Below are 16,570 nucleotides of genomic sequence, written 5' to 3'. Positions count from 1 at the left end.
AGGACCTGTCATGCCGCGCGCCCACACTCTGTCAGATTTTGCCGACCAGGCTCGCGACCCCAATGCGGGCGAGTGGCAGGCCTTGCGCGGAGAGCTGGTTGCACTGCTCGACAAGGTCGAAAGCCATTATGGGCAGGTCGAAGACGAGCAGCCCGAGCCTCCCGCCAGCGCCCTGGCGCAACGGGTCCGCAACCTGCGCAACCAGGTGACCGGCTCGGAAACCAATACGCGGCACCGCGAGGCGCTGCGCACCGTCAAGCGCGCCGTGGACCGGTTCACGGACCGCGACATGGCCATGGCCGAACCCGACATGCCTGACGAGCTGACGGCAGCCATTGCGGAAATCCGCGGCCGCCAGGGCATTGCCCCGGCCCCGGCCCATGTACGCCGCGCTAGCGAGATGCCGGAGCTGCGCGAACTGGGCACGCTAGTCGGTGGCATGAGCCAGCGGCTGGAGCGGCTTGAAGGCGAACTCAAGACGCAGCGCTCCAGCTCGAGCCATGTGCGCGAGGTGGCCGGGCAGGTCGAGCAATTGACCCAGGTAGTCGAGTTGCTGGCGGGCGCCGTTGGCGAGACGGGTCAGGTGAAGCGGCTAGAGGCGCAGATTGCTGCGCTGGGCGCGATGATCGAGGAGGGTCCGCGCAACAACCTTTCCATTCTCAATGCCCGACTGGACGATGTGTCGACAACGGTAGGCAAGCTGGCCGAACTGCAGGCCCAGCAGATGGAACGGGAAATTGCCCGCGACCAGCGCCGCAACGCCCAGGCCGACCCCGCAGATGTCCTGGCGCCGACGATGCGCTCCATCGAAGACGGGGTGCGTAATGTCTATGACCGGATCGACGCGATTGAGCAGACGGTGTCGCTGTCTTCGGCCGACTTTGAAAAGCTGACCAGCGAAATGGCCGCGTTTACCCGGGCGATGCAGACCAAGGGCGACGATCCCGACGCCCTGGCCAGCCGGCTCGATGCCGTGGTGGCACGGCTGGACGGGATCGACGCGGGCAATGCGCAGGTGGACGCGCTCAGAGCGGAGATGACTGCCCTGCGCGAGGCCCTGTTGAGTGGCATGGAACCTCGCTTTGCCCGGCTGGAAGACAAGATAGAGCTGTTGAGCGATCGCATGGTGCCGGTGGACACCAAGGCGGTTGAAGACCAACTCAAGCTGCTGATGAGCCGCATGGATGATGCCGGCGCGCAGCTCGATGCCCTGGCCCGGCAGCAGGATGCGGGCGAACGCCCCGATTTTGAATCGCTGGCGACCATGGTGGCGGAGCGCACCAGCGATGCGGTGAGCCGCAAGGCACCGGCGCCGGTAGCCATGTTCGGTCCCGACAGCCTGAAAAGCATTGAGGACCGGATTACCGGGCTGATCAAGACCGCCGGCAAGACACCCGATTACGAGCAATTGGCCGATCTGGTCGCGGCACGTGCCACCGAAGCCATGAGCAAGGCACCGGCCGCCGCGGCGGACAATATGGATGCGCTGGAAAAGCGCATGGCGGCTCTGCTCAACACGGCAGGCAAGGAAACCGCCGAACGCCTCGCCAAGCTGGAGACGGTGCTGGCCGGCAAGTCCGATATGGCCCCTGCCCCAGCAACAGAGCGGGCGCGCGCCGCCGCTGATCCCAAACAGCAGCCGAAAGCGCCTGACAATCAGTTCGAGCAGGTGCTGAGTGCGCCCGAGCCAGACAATGGCAAGCTCGATTCCATCCTGGCCGGTCTGACGGGCGGTCGGGGCGACGCCATGCCGGACAATCCGGCAGACGATAAGCCGTTGCTCGACAAGGGTTTTGGCGACAAGTCGCCGGTGCGCTCCGCCCTGAGCAAGGAGGCCAGCCGCGCCGCAGCGCCCGCGATGTCGGCAGAGGCGCCAATGCCGCGCGCCGAGCCCCCAGCGTTTGATCCCAGCCGCGCCGAACGACCGCCGCGGCCGCGTTCGAGCTTTGCCGAGCTCGATGCCGATCCTTTTGCGCCACCGGCTCGCCCGGATGACCCCGCAGCGGAGGAAGCGCGGGTGGTTGCTTCCAATACCAGCACCTTCGTTGCCGCGGCGCGCCGGGCGCAGCGCGCAAAGCAGGAAGAGGTGCAGCCGGCCGCCAGCAGCAATTCCATTATCGGGCGGGCGCTGGCCCGGGTTCGGTCGCGCCGGCAGGCCGGCACCGCTGAAGGTGCGCCGCCCGTGGCCGAGACCACAACGCCAGCCGTTTCTGTCGAACCGCAGCCCAAGGCCCAAACCGAACGTCCCAAGCGCCGGAAAAAGCCAGCGTCGGAAAAGAGTGTGGCGCCGGTGCCAATGGCCGACGACGCCGACCAGCAACCCGGCTTCCTGACCCGCCATCGTCGCCCGCTGTTGCTGGCGGCAACGCTGGTGGCCGTATCGATGCTGACGTTGAACCTGGTGATGCAGCGTATGGGCCCCGATGCGACGTCGCCTGCGGCTGCAGCGGCCACGCCGGCCGAACCGGCTGCGGGCAGTTCGGACAGTTCCGAGGATGTGTCGAGTGTGATGCCGCCCCGCGTCATCGATCTGGTCGACACGACGGCGACCGGCTCGATCAATCCGGGCGAGCCGATGAGCTTTTCGCGCGACAACAAGATTGTGCCGACCACCCCACTGCCCCCCACGTTGCTCGCTGATGGCGGCCGGATCTCGATTGCCGAGACAGAAGCGAAAGACGACTCTCCGGTGCTCACGGGGTCGATTGGCCCGGCGGCCGAGGCGAGCGAAGCTGCCGTTGAGGCGTTCGCCTTGCCCCCCGAGGCGATCGGGCCGCTGGAGCTGCGCCAGGCAGCCGCCAATGGCAATGCCAAGGCACAGTTTGAAGTCGCAGCCATCCTGGGCGAAGGCCGGGCTGTGGAGAAGGACCCGGAGGCTTCCGCGCTCTGGTATGAACGCTCGGCGGCACAGGGCTTCGTGCCCGCCCAGTATCGGCTGGGCAATCTCTACGAGATGGGCAATGGCGTCGAGAAGGACCTCGAGCAGGCGCGGCTGTGGTATCAGCGCAGCGCCGAAGCGGGCAATCGCATGGCCATGCACAATCTTGCCGCGCTTTACGCCGGTGGCGCCATGGGCGAGCAGGAATTCGAGCTGGCGGCCGAATGGTTTGCCCAGGCGGCCGCGCGCGGCATGACCGACAGCCAGTTCAATCTGGGCATGCTTTATGCCCGCGGGCTGGGCGTGGAGCAGGATTTCGAGCAGTCTTACAAGTGGTTCTCGCTGGCAGCGCTGAATGGCGACCAGGATGCGGCCAGGGCTCGTGAGGATATCGCCAAGTCCCTAACGGCCGAGGCGGTCAACCGGATTGGCGCCGAAGTGGACGCCTGGGCGATCGAGAGCGTTGATCTGGCAGCCAATTTTGCACCCATCGGCACATGGAGCGATGCGTTCGATCCGGGCGAGGACATTGGCAGTGGCGAGGTGATCGCCAAGGTGCAGCAGGCGCTTGGCAAGCTGGGCTTTGACGTCGGTACGGCAGATGGCGTGGTCGGACCAAAGACGCGCGATGCGATCAGGGCCTTCGAGCGGGCCACCGGCATGAGCGAGAGCGGCGCCATCAATCCGCGCCTGCTGGCCGTTCTGGGTAGCCAGCCGGTTTAATTTGGTCTCATCATTTGACAGCGTCATGGCCCGGACGTAAGCCCGGGCCATAATGTTTTTGCCCGTTCGCGCCGGGCCTTACCACTTATTGACGGACCGTCCTGTACGATGGCCCGTAACACCTAATTACGGGACCCTGGTCTTGCAGATCTATCTGCCAATAGCCGAGCTTTCCGTGAACCTCTTCTTTCTCGTGGGGATCGGAGGGGCCGTCGGCTTTTTGTCGGGTCTGTTCGGCGTGGGCGGCGGGTTTCTGCTGACGCCGCTGCTGATCTTTTCGGGCGTACCGACGGCGGTGGCGGTGGCCTCGGTGACCGGACAGGTAGTGGCGGCATCGACCTCGGGGGCGCTCAGCCACTACCGGCGTGGCGGCGTTGATCTGCACCTGGCGATGTATCTGGTACTTTCGGGCATTGTGGGCGCGTTTGGCGGCGTGGCGGCCTTCGACCTGTTGCGCGAAGCGGGCCAACTCGACCTCGTCATCTCGCTGGGTTTCCTGGTGCTGCTCGGCTTTGTCGGCGTGCTGATGCTGCAAGAATCGGTGCGCGCGCTGCTCAAGCGCCGCCAGGGCGTGGTGGTGCGCGAGCGTCAGGCCAATCAGCACAACTGGATTCATGGCCTGCCCTGGCGTGTGCGCTTCAAGAAAAGCCGGCTCTATATCAGCGTGCTCCCGGTGCTGCTGATCGGGTTGTTCATCGGCTTTGTCGGGTCGCTGCTGGGCATTGGCGGCGGCTTCATCATGGTGCCGGCGCTGGTTTATCTGCTGCGCGTTCCCGGCTCTGTGGTGATCGGCACCTCGCTGGCGCAGGTGGTCGCCATGATGGCTGCAACCACTGTGCTGCATGCGGTACAGAGCCAGAGCGTGGATATCTTGCTGGCCTTCTGTCTGATGGTGGGCGGCGTGGCCGGGGCTCAGTTCGGCGCGGCGGCCGGCATGCATCTGCGCGGGGAGCAATTGCGTGGCCTGTTGGCGCTGCTGGTGCTGGCCGTGGCCATCCGCTTCGGGCTATCGCTGGTGCTGACGCCCGATGATGTGTTCTCCATGGCGGTGACGAGTGTGGCGCCATGATCCGGTTTGCACTCGCCCTTTTCGCCATTGTGTGCCTGGTCCTGCCGGCGGGAGCGGAGCGCCTGTTCTCGAGCGTTTCGACCGAAACGGTGCAGATCACATCCAGCTTTGATGGTGAGCGGCTGACCTTTTTCGGCACCATCGCTCCCGATGCGGGTGCAGAGCAAAAATTCGTCGAAGGCCCGTTTCATGTCGTGGTGGTCGTTGTCGGACCGACACAGGACCGGGTGGCGCGGAAGAAGACCAATAATTTCGGCGTCTGGCTCAATACCGAGCAGGTCGAGTTCAAGGGCTTTCCGAGTTATTTCCACGTGCTGGCCAGCACGAGGCTGCGCGACATTACCGATGTGAACACGCTGACCACCAACTATATCCTGCCCGAGTCCCACGCCATTTCGCCCAATCCGGCCGGGTGGTGGCAGACGCTGAACTTCGGGCATGAACTGATCCGCCTGATGAGCGAGCAAGACCTGTTCGGCGTGCAGGAGAACGGCGTGCTGTTCCATTCGGAGAGCTTTTATTCGGCACAATTGACCCTGCCGAGCAATGCGCCGCCGGGGCCCTATATCGCCCAGACTTATGTGTTCAAGGATGGCGAAATCGTCGCGCGCAAGTCAGACGGATTTGCCGTGCGCAAGATCGATTTCGAGCGCTTCGTAGCGCTTTCTGCCACACAATATCCGCTGCTCTATGGGCTGGCCTGCGTCGCCCTGGCGCTGTTCACCGGCTGGCTGGGCGGGGTATTGTTCCGGCGCTAGCCGCCCACCAGGCGCTTGACCGGCACGGGATAGGTACGGTCGCGGCCCAGCATGACCACTTCCAGAGCCGGCCAGTGGAAAAGACCGGCAAAGGCTGGCGAGAGGATATTGAGGGCGCCAGTGGAGGCGCCATAGGCGGGCAGGATCAGCAGGCGGTTGTCATGCACGAAACAGGGTTTTCGCGTGGCGCGGCCATTCATGGCGATGCGGGCGGCCGGATGCAGATGACCCGAAACAAGACCCGTGCGCCCTTTCCTGGGCTCGTGAGAGAATAGCAGACCTTCCAGCTCAAGCGCGGGCAGGCAGGTGCCGCCAATGACGTGGGGGATCGGATCGTGATTGCCGGACAGCCAGGTGCAGGCAACGGCCTCGGTGAGGGCGTCGAGCCGCACGCGATCGGCCGGCGTCAGCAGTGACGCGGAGTCCGGACGATGGAAACTGTCGCCCAATGAGAGAAGTTCACGCGCGCCGGTGCGTCGCAGATCGGCCTCCAGCCGCTTCAGCGTCATCGCCGTGTCGTAAGGCGGCAGCATCTGGCCGCGCCGGGCAAAGCTGGCCATCTTTTCGAAATGCAGGTCAGCCACAAGCAAAGTTTGCCGGGCGCGCCAGTACAGCGCGCCGGAGGGCAGAGGCTCGAAATTGTGGCCGGCAAAGCGAAGCACGGGCGTTTCCGGAATGGGATCGGCAAGGGCAGCGTTGTTCATATGGGTATGCAGTCCACGAAATTCATGCCGCCGGAGCGTTGTGAAGCATCCCTCTCATCCGGCACTACGCACAGCTTTCCCCCGAGTGGGAGAAGAACAAGAGGGTCATCGTTCACCCAAGGCTTCGCGGATCAATTCGTCCGCTGCATCAGACATAGCTGATTCCCGTGCTTCACCGAAAATGGGTTCCTTGCCGATATCGAGCATGACGGGCACGGCGAGCGGGGAGATCTGATGCAGCGGCTTGTGAACGATGTGGTGGCGGATGCGGGCGAGCATCTGGCCCAATCGTTCGATATCGAGCAGGCCGCGGGCGGCGTCGCGGCGGGTGGCCTCGATCAGGATATGGTCCGGTTCGTGCTGGTAGAGCACGTCGTAGATGATGTCCGAGCTCATGGTGATCTGGCGCCCGGTCTTTTCCTTGCCGGGATGACGCCGCTCGATCAGCCCTGCGATGATGGCGCAGTTGCGGAAAGTGCGCTTCATCAGCGCGCTTTCATCGAGCCAGGCTTCCAGATCATCGCCCAGCATGTCCTCGGAAAAGAGCTCGTCGAGGGAAAGCCGGTTGGTGCGGATCAGCGCGGATAGATCGCCCAGACCCCAGATGGCCAGCGCATATTCGGAGGCGACGAAGCCGAGTGGCCGGGCGCGCATGCGTTCAAGCCTTCGAGTGAGCAGCATACCAAGGGTCTGGTGGGCGAGGCGGCCTTCAAAGGGGTAACAGACCAGGAAGTTATTGGTGCCACGCGGGAAGGTTTCGACCAGCAGGCTATCGCGGCGCGGCAGCACTGACAGGTCACGCTGAAGGCGCAGCCAGTCGCTGACCTGATCGGGCAGTTTTGGCCACTCGCCGGGACTATCCATAATGCGGCGCACGCGCTCGGCCAAATAGGTCGAGAGCGGGAACTTGCCGCCCATGTAGGAGGGAATTTTCGGGTCCTTCGAGAAAGCGCGGGAGACAAAGGCCTCGTTGTCTTTCATGCCCTCAAAAGCGACGATTTCACCACCGAACATGAAGGTATCGCCCAAAGAGAGCGTGCCGAAGAAGTATTCCTCCATTTCACCCAGAACGCGCCCGCCAGCGCCGATGGGGCCGGTGGTGCGGCCGTGCTTCTGGCCACGGGCACGGACCAGGCGGACACGCACCATGGGCTCTTCGATGATGGTGCCGATATTGAGCCGATATTGCTGGGCGACCTGCGGATGGGAATGCCGCCATTTGCCGTCCGGGTTCTGCTTGAGGCGGGCATAGCGCTCATAGGCGCGCAGGGCGTAGCCACCGGTGGCGACGAAATCGAGCACCTTGTCGAATTTTTCGCGGGTGAGGTCGCGATAGGGCCAGGCGCAGGTGACTTCGGCATAGAGGTCGTTTGCCAGGAAGGGTTCGGCGCAGGCCATGCCCAGAACGTGCTGGGCCAGCACGTCATAGCCGCCGGGCATGGGGTCTTCGCTATCCTGATGGCCTTCGGCCACGGCTTCCACCGCCGCTTCGCATTCGAGCACTTCGAAACGATTGGAGGGCACCAGCAGGGCCCGCGAGGGATCATCAAGCCGGTGATTGGCGCGGCCGATGCGCTGCAGCATGCGCGAGGAGCCTTTTGGGGCGCCGACCTGCACAACGAGGTCGACGTCGCCCCAGTCGATGCCGAGGTCGAGCGTGGAGGTACAGACCACGGCCTTGAGCTTGCCCGACGCCATGGCGGCCTCCACCTTGCGCCGCTGTTCGACCGAGAGCGAGCCGTGATGCAGGGCGATGGGCAGCATGTCGTCATTGATGTCCCAGAGGCCCTGGAACAGCATTTCGGCCTGTGAGCGAGTATTGACGAACAGCAGCGTGGTCTTGTGCCGCTGGATTGTCTCGTAAAGCTCTCGATGGGCATAGACGGCGGAATGGCCAGCCCAAGGCAGCCGCTCCTGGGTCTGGAGAATGGAGAGCTCGGGTGGCGCACCACCGGCCATGTGTAGAAGATCGGTGCGACGCTGCGGCAGCGGCTGGGCGATCCAGTCACGCAACATCTCCGGTTGGGCGATGGTGGCCGAGAGCGCAGTGATCCGCATGTCCGGGGCCAGCCGGGCCAGGCGCGCCAGGCCGAGGGACAGCAACTCGCCACGCTTGGAGGTGACCAGCGCGTGGAGTTCGTCGAGCACAACGCGGCGCAGGGTGCCAAACATCAATTCGGCGTAGGGATGCGAGATCAGCAGTGCCAACTGCTCGGGCGTGGTCAGCAGCACCTGGGGTGGCTTGACCCGCTGGCGGGCGCGCTTGGCCGCGGAGGTGTCGCCGGTGCGGGTTTCGACGCGGATAGGCAGGCCCATTTCGGCGATGGGGGTGGACAGATTGCGCTGCACATCGACCGCCAGTGCCTTGAGCGGAGAGATATAGAGGGTGTGCAGGCCTTCGAACTGTCCATCGACCAGGTCGGTGAGGGTGGGCAGGAACCCGGCTAGCGTCTTGCCGGCGCCGGTCGGCGCGATCAGCAATTGACTGGCGCCGGCCTGATACGAGGCAAGCACGTCGCGCTGATGGGCACGCGGGGTCCAACCACGGGCGGTGAACCAGTCATCGATGATCAGTGGGAGGTGCGGCGCCAAGGATCACCTGCTGCAAATCAGTTCAAACCCTATATGATCGCAGTCGAAGTTACCAAGGAGGAAGCGGACGTGCCCGAAACCATCCGTCTCACACCGACAGAAATGCTGTCCCGGCTGATGCCACATATCCTGGAAATGGAAAGCCAGGCGGACGGCAAGCGCATCGCCATCGGCATTGCCGGCGGACCTGGCACGGGCAAATCGACTTTGGCCGCCGAGCTTGTCGCAATGCTCAACGCAGTCAGGCCCGGCAGTTCGGCGCTGGTGCCGATGGACGGCTTCCATATGAAGCATGCCAAGATCGAAGCCATGGGGCAGACCGAATTCAAGGGGGCGCCGCACACCTTTGAGGGGGCGGCGTTTGTCAGTTTCCTGCACCATCTCAAGCATGCGCGGGAGGCGGTGAATGGTCCGGGCTATAGCCGGAAGATCGAGGACACAGTGGACGATGCCTTTACCGTTGATCCGGAAGTGCGGGTGTTGGTGGTGGAGGGCAATTACCTGCTGTTGACCGAGGGGCCGTGGGCCGGGGTGAAGGCGCAACTGGACTATGCCGTGTTCGTCCATGTGCCGCGCGACACCGTGCGGGAGCGGCTGATGAAGCGCCATGGCGAGGAAGGGCTGTTTACCGCCGAGCGCAACAAGGCGCATATCGAGCGCAATGACCTGCCCAACTATGACCTCGTCGAAAGCTCACGGGAGCGGGCCGATGTCGTGTTCGAGCTGGAAGTGAGCGGATAGGTAGAGCGAGCGTAGGGCTGCCAGGCAGTCAGGACAAGCCGGGCTTTTCTTGGCCTCCCGGAATGCTATGAACTGAGTGTCGTTCACTCAGAGCCCATTCGATGACAACCCGTCTGCAGTTCCCCTTTGACGTGCGCAGCCGCGACGTCTGGTCCATTGCCCTGCCCGCTTCGATTGCCTTCATCACCGAACCGGTGGTGGGGCTGGTGGACATTACCGTCGTCGGACGGCTGGGCGATGCGGCGCTGCTGGGCGGGCTGGTGCTGGGCGCATTGGTGTTCGATTTCGTGTTCTCGATGGCCTACTTCCTGCGCATCGGCACGGCGGGGCTCGTGGCGCAATCGGTGGGCGCACGCGATCCGCGGGACGGATTACTGCATGTTTCTCGGGCCCTGATCATCGCCGTGGCGGTCGGGCTGGCCGTCATCGCGCTGGCCTTTCCGATCCTCTGGGCCGCCAATGCGCTGCTGGCCCCAGAGACCAGTGTTGCGAGCGCATTGGCCGATTACTTCTTCGTCCGGATCTGGTCAGCGCCATTTTCACTGGTCAATTTTGCCCTGCTGGGCTGGTTCTACGGGCGGGCAGCCGCCCGCACCGGCATGATGCTGCAATTGCTGCTGCACGGCATCAATATCATCTGCAGCATCGGCTTGGTCTATGGACTGGGCTGGGGCGTGGCAGGCGCTGCCGCCGGGACGCTATTGGGTCAGATCGTCTCGGCCCTTCTGGGACTGAGCATTATGGTGCGGCACTATGGCGGCGTAGCGAGCCTGTTCTCACGCATTGCGCCAGGCGAGCTTGGGGACGCCGCCGCTGTGCGGCGCATGTTCGGCCTCAGCCGGGACCTGATGATCCGCTCGATGGCGCTGATGGGCGCCTATGGCTGGTTCGCCGCCCAGGGCTCGCGCATGGGCGAAGTGGCGCTGGCGGCCAATGCCGTGCTGCTCAACCTATTGATGGTGGTCGGCTTCTTCCTTGATGGCATTGCGCAAGCTGCCGAGCAGTTGACCGGCAAGGCGGTGGGTGCCAATTGGCGGCCCGCCTATGACCAGGCCTACAGGCTCTCGATGATCTGGGGACTGTTCATTGCTCTAGGGCTGGGCGCGGCCTGGTATCTGGGCGGGCCTTGGGTCATCAATTTCATGACCACGAATGCAGAGGTGCGGGCCCAGGCATTGACCTTCCTGCCAGTGGCTGCGCTGTGTGCACTCAGCTTCATGCCGGCTTTTGTCTATGACGGCATCCTGATCGGGACGACGCAGAATGTGGTGATGCGCAATGGCATGATCGCGTCGCTGGTGGTGTTTGTCGGTGTGGCGCTCTTGCTGCGCGACTGGGGCAATTGGGGGTTGTGGGCCGCCATGCATAGCTGGTTTCTGGCGCGCGGGGCGATCTACTGGTGGGCGCTGGAGCGCAAGAAAGCCGGACTATTCAGCCCGGCCTGAGCTCCACTCGGTCGTCCGCGTTCCCACCAGTTCGGTAATGTTCTTCTTGCCGGCAGAGCGCACACCGGCGACGAGGCCGCGCTTGATGCGCTCAAGCAGATCGAGGCCGCCAAAGACCAGCGCCGAATAGAGCTGGATCGCGTTAGCGCCCGCTTCGAGCTTGGCCAGCGCCGATTGCGGCGAATGAATGCCGCCGACCCCGACGATGGGCAGCGCCCCCACGCGCTGGCGCATTTGGGCGAGGCGCTGGGTCGAGAGGGCGAAAAGCGGCTTGCCGGAAAGGCCGCCGGTTTCCTCGGCATGTTCCATGCCTGCGACGGGATCGCGGGAAATGGTGGTGTTGGAAACGATCAACCCGTCGAGATCGGTCTCGAGTATGACCCGGGCGATAGCGTCCATGCCGGCCTCGTCGAGATCAGGCGCGATCTTGAGCAGCACCGGCACGCGGGTCTTTGCCTTGGCGCGGGCGGCAAGCACTTCACCCAGCAGGCGGCGCAAGGCCTCGTCGGTCTGCAGGTTTCTCAGCCCCGGCGTATTGGGCGAGGAAATGTTGACGGTGAGGTAGTCGGCCAGATTGGCAAAGCGGTTCACGCCCAGCACATAGTCGGCAACGAAATCCTCGCTGTCCTTGTTGGCGCCGATATTGACGCCGAGTGCTGCGGGCACGCGCAGGCCCTTGAGGCGCGCAAAGGCGGCTTCATGGCCTTCATTGTTGAAACCCATGCGGTTGATGACACCCTCGGCGGCACCAACGCGGAACAGGCGCGGCTTGGCATTGCCCGATTGGGGGCGCGGCGTCACCGTGCCAATCTCGACCATGCCAAAGCCCATCAGCGCCAGGGGGCGTGGCACTTCGGCGTTCTTGTCAAAGCCGGCCGCCATGCCGATAGGGTTCTTCAGCTCGATGCCGCAAAGGGTGGTGGCCAATTCCGGCGGATCGGCATGTTCCTGTTGTGGGGCAAGGCCCATGCGGAGCGCGGTGATGGTGGCGGCGTGAGCGGTTTCGGGGTCCATGCGCAGCAAGGCATCGCGCGTCAGATTGGCCAGGCCAGCATTGCGCAGAAGGGGCGAAAAGGCGGAAAAGATCATCGAACAGCCTCCGGCAGCGTGCAGTTTCCGTTCGCATCGACGCTGATGGACGCTTCCCAAGCGACACAGGTCAGATTGAGCGGCCCGGCGTAGAGATGGGGAAAGAGCTGCCCACCGCGGGACGGTTCCCAAACCAGGTTTTCGTCAAGATCGGCCGTGCGCACCGCCAGCAGGACCAGGTCTGTCTCACCCTTGAAATGCAGGCGCAGGGTTTCGGACAGTTGCGCGGCGGTGGAAAAATGCATGTAGCCATCGGCCGCATCGATCGGCGTGCCCGCATAATGGCCCGTCTCGCGCGCCTGGGCATAGCTGGCGCTGGTGGCGATCTTGTAGATCAGGTCAGGCGAATGCGGCATGGGCACCTCGAGGCAGGGCGATCTGGATGTCGGGGTAATGCGGACGCGCCCTCTTTACAAGGTGAATGCGCGTGCCTAATATAGGATTGTTTTCCGTTATAAGACTGATTTCCTTGCCATGCTTTCACACCGCTCCATCTGGGATGGTATTGACGCGCTGGCGCGCCGCCAGGGTGTTTCCGTGTCTGCGCTGGCCAAGCTGGCCGGGCTGGATGCAACGGCATTCAATGTGTCCAAGCGGGTAAGCAAGGACGGGCGTGAGCGCTGGCCCTCGACCGAGAGCATTTCGAAGATTCTCGAAGCCACCGGGGAGAGTTTTGACAGTTTCCTGTCCGGCACCGGCGCCTATATGGCGATGCCGAGCGGGTTTGCCGAGCCGGATCTGCGCAATATTCCGCTGCTGGGTCTGGCGCAGGCCGGCCATGGCGGTTTTTTTGACAGTGCTGGGCATCCAGTGGGACATGGCTGGGACGAGGTAGCGCTGCCTACGCCTGATGAAGACGGCATCTATGCGTTGGAGATTTCCGGGGACAGCATGGAGCCGCTCTATCGCGAGGGCGACCGGATCGTGGTGTCGCCCACCGAACAGGTGCGGCGGGGCGACCGGGTAGTGGTCAAGACGCAGGAGGGCGAGGTGATGGCCAAGATCCTCCATCGTCAGAGTGCGCGGCAGATCGAACTGCATTCGGTCAACCCGGCCTACGAGCCGCGCATATTCGACATCGTCGATATTGAATGGATGGCCCGGATCATCTGGGCGAGCCAGTGAAAATCACGTCGGCTCAGCCAAAGGATGCCACCGACTGGGCGCAGATGCGCAATGCGCTCTGGCCGGGCGGCGGCGACAAAGGCACGCATGCCGACGATATCAATCGGCTGCTGGCCGATGCTGGCGACACAGTCAATCTGATCGCCAGAGACGGGACCGGACACGCGGTCGGGTTCGCCGAAGCCAGCTTGCGGCGCGACTATGTAAATGGCTGCAAGACGACGCCGGTGGCGTTCCTCGAAGGCATATATGTGGCGCCAGAGGCGCGGGGGCACGGCGTTGCACGGGCCCTAGTGGCGGCGGTGGAAGATTGGGCCCGAGCCTCGGGCGTTTCCGAACTGGGATCAGACGCTGCGCCCGACAACATGGCGAGCCTCAAGATGCACCACGCGCTCGGCTTCGACGAAACCGAGCGCGTGGTGTTTTTCAGGAAGCTACTCGGCCCTTGAGCTGACTTGGCTAGTCGCACCCTGCCCTTGCCAGCATGTCGGCGACGATGATCGGGGTCGCTGGTGTCGTCTGCCATTCACTGACATCGGGTGCACTGGCCCTGAGGGCGCTGGCGACGCCCTCCCAGCTCAGGCTCATCAATCCCTGGCAACCTGCGGGTGCAAGGCCGCTGTCCCGCGCCTGCCTGAACAAGACACCAGTGGTTTCCCCGATGCCCGAAAGGTAGGCGGTGAGAACCTGCCGGGCGTGATCGTGGCGCGGCGCGTTGTCCATGGCATCCATCACCTGGGCAATGGTGATGTTTCCCAAACTCTGCTGGGCCTGAACCGGCAATGGCGGCGCGGCCAGTGTCAGTGCGGCTGCGACCAGGATGTGTCGTTTGCATGTCATCGTGTCGATCTCCGTTTGCGGACAGTGCCATTTCGTGCTGCGAAAATTTCTTATTGGCAAACAATAATTGTTCTGTCATTTCTGGTTGCACGAACTGGAGACTGATGACGATGGAAGCCCTGTCCACTCACCCCACAGTGCTGCCTTCTCCAAAGGAGATGCGGCTTTTTCACATATTAGCGATCACCGCCGGAGCTATCGCTGCGCTGCTGCCAATCGGGCTGGCGGGATTCTGGATGGGCGTTGTTCCCGATGGCGTGTGGGGCAGCGCCGTGCCGGGTCTGCCAATCCATGCGGAGCTGGACCTGGGCAAGCGCGTGGGTGCAGTGATTCTGGGCCTGTTTCCAGTGGGACTGCTGGTCTGGGGCATTCTACGGGTGCGCCAGACATTCATGGCCTTCGCGACCGGCGAAGTGTTCTCGGCCCGGGCCATTTCCGGTCTGCGCGACTTCGCCATTGGCGTGGGAGCCAGCGCGCTGATCAAGCCGTTGATTACTGCCCTGCTCAGCCTTTTCCTTACGTGGGATGCGCCAGCGGGCAGCCGCCAGCTCGTGCTCCAGTTCGGCAGTGACACAGCGCTCTTCGTGTTGTTTGCCGGGGCGTTTCTGGCTGTGACCTGGAGCATGCAGCGCGCCGCATTGCTGGCCGAAGAAAACAGCCAGTTCGTCTAGCCATGCCCATCAAGGTCAATCTGGCGGTGGTGCTGGCGCAGCGTGGCGTCAAGTCCAAGGACCTCGCGCAGGCCATCGGCATTACCGAAGCCAATCTCAGCCTGCTCAAGCAGGGCAAGGTCAAGGGCATGCGATTTGAGACATTGGCGGCAATCTGTGCACAGTTGCGATGCCAGCCGGGCGACATTCTCAGCTTTGAAGACGAGCCGGTGGCGGGAGAATAATCCCGGCCACCGGGCGGATCAGTTTGCTAGCAGATCGCCAGCCAATGCCTTGCCGATCAGCTTGCGCGTGTTTTCAACGCCATAGAGCGCGGCGAAGGAGCCGAAGCGTGGACCACGCTCCTGGCCAATCAGCACCTGATAGAGCATCTGGAAGAAATCGCCGGAGACGCCAGGGCCACCCGTGGGGCTTTTTTTGGTGTGGTCCTGGTAGCGCTCGATCGTGCGCGCGACATCGAGCGCCGCGTTCTGAATGGTCTCGTTGGTTGCATCGGCGGGCAGTTCGCCAAAGGCTGCGGAGAGTTTCTCCAAAGCGTCGCGTTCGACATCGTCGGGTGCCCGATAGGACTTTTCAACGAAGTCACGGAAGTACCGCATGGCATAGCCAACCAGGGCATCCAGCTGCGGATGTGTCTCTGGCGAAACACCTGGCGCATAGGCAGAGATATAGCCCCACATGACTTCGGGGGTTTCCGGGTTCGACGCGGTCGCCAGGTTGAGCAGAAGGCCAAAGGTCACCGGCATATCCACCTTGGGCACGTTACCAAAGTGGACATGGAAAGCCGGGTTCTCGACGCGGGCGGCAGGCTCCTGCTTCTGGTAGGACGCGACATGGGCGAAGTACTCGTCCACGGCGCGCGGAATGACGTCGAAATGCAATCGCTTGGCCACCCGAGGCTTCTGGAACATGTAAAGCCCCAGGCTCTCGGTCGGCGCGTAGGTCAGCCATTCGTCGATGGTCAGGCCGTTACCCTTCGACTTGGAAATCTTCTGGCCTTCAGAATCAAGGAACAGTTCATAGACATAGTGCTCGGGCGGCGTGCCGCCGAGGATCGAACAGATCTTGTCGTAAAGCACCTGATTGGTCTGGTGGTCCTTGCCGAACATTTCAAAATCGACGCCCAGCGCGGCCCAACGCATGCCGAAATCGGGCTTCCATTGCAGCTTCACATGGCCGCCAGTGACCGGCACGGTGGTATCGCGCCCGTCCTCGTCGGTGAAGGTAATGGTGCCATCCTTGGCATTGACTTCCTTCATCGGCACGTAGAGCACGCGGCCGGACAGCGGCGATATCGGCAGGAAGGGCGAATAGGTTGCCTGGCGCTCGGCACCGAGCGTAGGCAACATCACCTTCATGATATCGTCATAGCGCTCGGCAGCGCGCCGCAGCACGGCGTCGAACTTGCCGGACTTGTAATAATCCGTGGCGCTGGCGAATTCGTAGTCGAAGCCGAAGGTATCCAGGAACCGACGCAGCATGGCGTTATTGTGCTCGCCGAAGCTGGCAAATTCGTTTGTCCAGGGATCCGGCACCGAAGTCAGCGGCTTTTGCAGATGCGGCTCCATCGCCTCCCTGGAGGGGACGGTTTCGGGGATCTTGCGCATGCCATCGAGGTCATCGGAAAAGCAGATGAGCCGGGTCGGAATCTCGTCGCGCGTCAGCAGCCGAAAGGCCGTACGCACCATGGTGGTCCGGGCCACTTCGCCAAACGTGCCAATATGGGGCAGGCCCGAGGGACCATAGCCGGTCTCGAACAGGGCCTCGCCCTTGCCCGACTTTTCCAGCCGTTTGACAAGCTTGCGCGCTTCCTCGAAGGGCCAGGCGCGCGCAGTCTGCGCAGGCGCAAAGAAATCGGGATCAAGGGCGGGCAAAGTGGCGGGCGACACTGGGTGGCAGCCTTTCGAATTTTTGTCGGGAGAAGACGGAGCCCGG

The 16,570-nt window shown here is 63.3% G+C and carries 15 protein-coding genes; 9 read left to right on the top strand and 6 right to left on the bottom strand.

The features are described from left to right. The first annotated feature begins 10 nt into the window (after window positions 1-10). The 3 genes from GO014_RS17120 to GO014_RS17110 all read left to right on the top strand — a co-directional run bounded on the left by GO014_RS17120 (window position 11) and on the right by GO014_RS17110 (window position 5,428). Entirely contained in the window at window positions 11-3,601 is a 3,591-nt protein-coding gene (locus GO014_RS17120; protein WP_157291548.1) for a peptidoglycan-binding protein, read from the top strand. Window positions 3,602-3,743: 142 nt separating this feature from the next. Beyond that, on the top strand, window positions 3,744-4,670 hold the full coding sequence (locus GO014_RS17115) for a sulfite exporter TauE/SafE family protein (RefSeq protein WP_104894755.1): 927 nt from the start codon (window positions 3,744-3,746) through the stop codon (window positions 4,668-4,670). Further along, window positions 4,667-5,428 (top strand): TIGR02186 family protein, encoded by a 762-nt coding sequence (locus GO014_RS17110; RefSeq protein WP_116589457.1) that lies wholly within the window; start codon window positions 4,667-4,669, stop codon window positions 5,426-5,428. Before GO014_RS17115 ends, GO014_RS17110 begins: the two co-directional genes overlap by 4 nt. On the opposite strand, the gene pdeM is transcribed toward GO014_RS17110, so the two are convergent. Together pdeM and GO014_RS17100 are read right to left on the bottom strand one after the other, a co-directional pair. Continuing rightward, on the bottom strand, window positions 5,425-6,132 hold the full coding sequence (pdeM, locus tag GO014_RS17105; RefSeq protein ID WP_157291547.1) for a ligase-associated DNA damage response endonuclease PdeM: 708 nt from the start codon (window positions 6,130-6,132) through the stop codon (window positions 5,425-5,427). The genes GO014_RS17110 and pdeM overlap by 4 nt on opposite strands. A gap of 105 nt (window positions 6,133-6,237) precedes the next feature. Next, the gene (locus GO014_RS17100; RefSeq protein WP_157291546.1) at window positions 6,238-8,724 is read right to left on the bottom strand and encodes a ligase-associated DNA damage response DEXH box helicase; all 2,487 of its coding nucleotides are present in this window, start codon (window positions 8,722-8,724) and stop codon (window positions 6,238-6,240) included. A gap of 33 nt (window positions 8,725-8,757) precedes the next feature. Between GO014_RS17100 and GO014_RS17095 the strand changes: the two genes are divergently transcribed. Together GO014_RS17095 and GO014_RS17090 are read left to right on the top strand one after the other, a co-directional pair. Next, window positions 8,758-9,465, top strand: coding sequence for a nucleoside/nucleotide kinase family protein (locus GO014_RS17095; RefSeq protein ID WP_179953002.1), 708 nt, complete (start codon window positions 8,758-8,760; stop codon window positions 9,463-9,465). Between the two features lie 101 nt (window positions 9,466-9,566). Beyond that, window positions 9,567-10,910 carry an MATE family efflux transporter gene (locus GO014_RS17090; RefSeq protein ID WP_157291544.1) on the top strand — a complete coding sequence of 448 codons (1,344 nt, stop codon included), beginning with the start codon at window positions 9,567-9,569 and terminating at the stop codon, window positions 10,908-10,910. Here GO014_RS17090 and GO014_RS17085 read toward each other — a convergent pair. Then, complete coding sequence (locus tag GO014_RS17085; RefSeq protein WP_157291543.1) at window positions 10,893-11,999, bottom strand: quinone-dependent dihydroorotate dehydrogenase; 1,107 nt, start codon at window positions 11,997-11,999, stop codon at window positions 10,893-10,895. The genes GO014_RS17090 and GO014_RS17085 overlap by 18 nt on opposite strands. Further along, on the bottom strand, window positions 11,996-12,355 hold the full coding sequence (locus GO014_RS17080) for a DUF952 domain-containing protein (RefSeq protein WP_157291542.1): 360 nt from the start codon (window positions 12,353-12,355) through the stop codon (window positions 11,996-11,998). Before GO014_RS17080 ends, GO014_RS17085 begins: the two co-directional genes overlap by 4 nt. Before the next feature lie 118 nt (window positions 12,356-12,473). Between GO014_RS17080 and GO014_RS17075 the strand changes: the two genes are divergently transcribed. Both GO014_RS17075 and aac(6') read left to right on the top strand, forming a co-directional pair. Then, a complete protein-coding gene (locus GO014_RS17075) occupies window positions 12,474-13,124 on the top strand; it encodes a S24 family peptidase (RefSeq protein WP_157291541.1) in 651 nt (216 codons plus the stop codon). After that, window positions 13,121-13,573, top strand: a complete 453-nt coding sequence (aac(6'), locus tag GO014_RS17070) for an aminoglycoside 6'-N-acetyltransferase (protein ID WP_343031000.1) — start codon at window positions 13,121-13,123, stop codon at window positions 13,571-13,573. Before GO014_RS17075 ends, aac(6') begins: the two co-directional genes overlap by 4 nt. 10 nt (window positions 13,574-13,583) lie before the next feature. Here aac(6') and GO014_RS17065 read toward each other — a convergent pair whose 3' ends face one another. Continuing rightward, entirely contained in the window at window positions 13,584-13,964 is a 381-nt protein-coding gene (locus GO014_RS17065; RefSeq protein WP_157291539.1) for a chlorophyllide reductase, read from the bottom strand. A gap of 104 nt (window positions 13,965-14,068) precedes the next feature. On the opposite strand from GO014_RS17065, the gene GO014_RS17060 reads away from it, so the two are divergent. Together GO014_RS17060 and GO014_RS17055 are read left to right on the top strand one after the other, a co-directional pair. After that, entirely contained in the window at window positions 14,069-14,635 is a 567-nt protein-coding gene (locus tag GO014_RS17060; RefSeq protein WP_157291538.1) for a DUF2975 domain-containing protein, read from the top strand. A gap of 2 nt (window positions 14,636-14,637) precedes the next feature. After that, window positions 14,638-14,859: a helix-turn-helix domain-containing protein gene (locus GO014_RS17055; RefSeq protein ID WP_157291537.1), complete on the top strand. Its 222-nt coding sequence runs from the start codon at window positions 14,638-14,640 to the stop codon at window positions 14,857-14,859. An 18-nt stretch (window positions 14,860-14,877) separates the two neighbouring features. Here the strand turns inward: GO014_RS17055 and GO014_RS17050 are convergent, their stop codons facing one another. Beyond that, entirely contained in the window at window positions 14,878-16,524 is a 1,647-nt protein-coding gene (locus GO014_RS17050) for a lysine--tRNA ligase (RefSeq protein ID WP_343030999.1), read from the bottom strand. Window positions 16,525-16,570: the final 46 nt, after the last annotated feature.

This window comes from Devosia marina (assembly GCF_009758415.1).
In the GTDB taxonomy this organism is placed as follows: Bacteria; Pseudomonadota; Alphaproteobacteria; order Rhizobiales; family Devosiaceae; genus Devosia; species Devosia marina.
Note: the sequence above shows the minus strand (reverse complement) of the source record. Positions and strands in the feature narration are given on the sequence as shown.

Excerpts from the sequence above, each read along its gene's own strand:
- GO014_RS17120 (WP_157291548.1), top strand. The coding sequence starts at position 11 with ATGCCGCGCGCCCACACTCTGTCAGATTTTGCCGACCAGGCTCGCGAC.
- GO014_RS17110 (WP_116589457.1), top strand. The coding sequence starts at position 4,667 with ATGATCCGGTTTGCACTCGCCCTTTTCGCCATTGTGTGCCTGGTCCTG.
- pdeM (WP_157291547.1), bottom strand. The coding sequence starts at position 6,132 with ATGAACAACGCTGCCCTTGCCGATCCCATTCCGGAAACGCCCGTGCTT.
- GO014_RS17095 (WP_179953002.1), top strand. The coding sequence starts at position 8,758 with ATGATCGCAGTCGAAGTTACCAAGGAGGAAGCGGACGTGCCCGAAACC.
- GO014_RS17090 (WP_157291544.1), top strand. The coding sequence starts at position 9,567 with ATGACAACCCGTCTGCAGTTCCCCTTTGACGTGCGCAGCCGCGACGTC.
- GO014_RS17085 (WP_157291543.1), bottom strand. The coding sequence starts at position 11,999 with ATGATCTTTTCCGCCTTTTCGCCCCTTCTGCGCAATGCTGGCCTGGCC.
- GO014_RS17080 (WP_157291542.1), bottom strand. The coding sequence starts at position 12,355 with ATGCCGCATTCGCCTGACCTGATCTACAAGATCGCCACCAGCGCCAGC.
- GO014_RS17075 (WP_157291541.1), top strand. The coding sequence starts at position 12,474 with ATGCTTTCACACCGCTCCATCTGGGATGGTATTGACGCGCTGGCGCGC.
- GO014_RS17065 (WP_157291539.1), bottom strand. The coding sequence starts at position 13,964 with ATGACATGCAAACGACACATCCTGGTCGCAGCCGCACTGACACTGGCC.
- GO014_RS17060 (WP_157291538.1), top strand. The coding sequence starts at position 14,069 with ATGACGATGGAAGCCCTGTCCACTCACCCCACAGTGCTGCCTTCTCCA.
- GO014_RS17055 (WP_157291537.1), top strand. The coding sequence starts at position 14,638 with ATGCCCATCAAGGTCAATCTGGCGGTGGTGCTGGCGCAGCGTGGCGTC.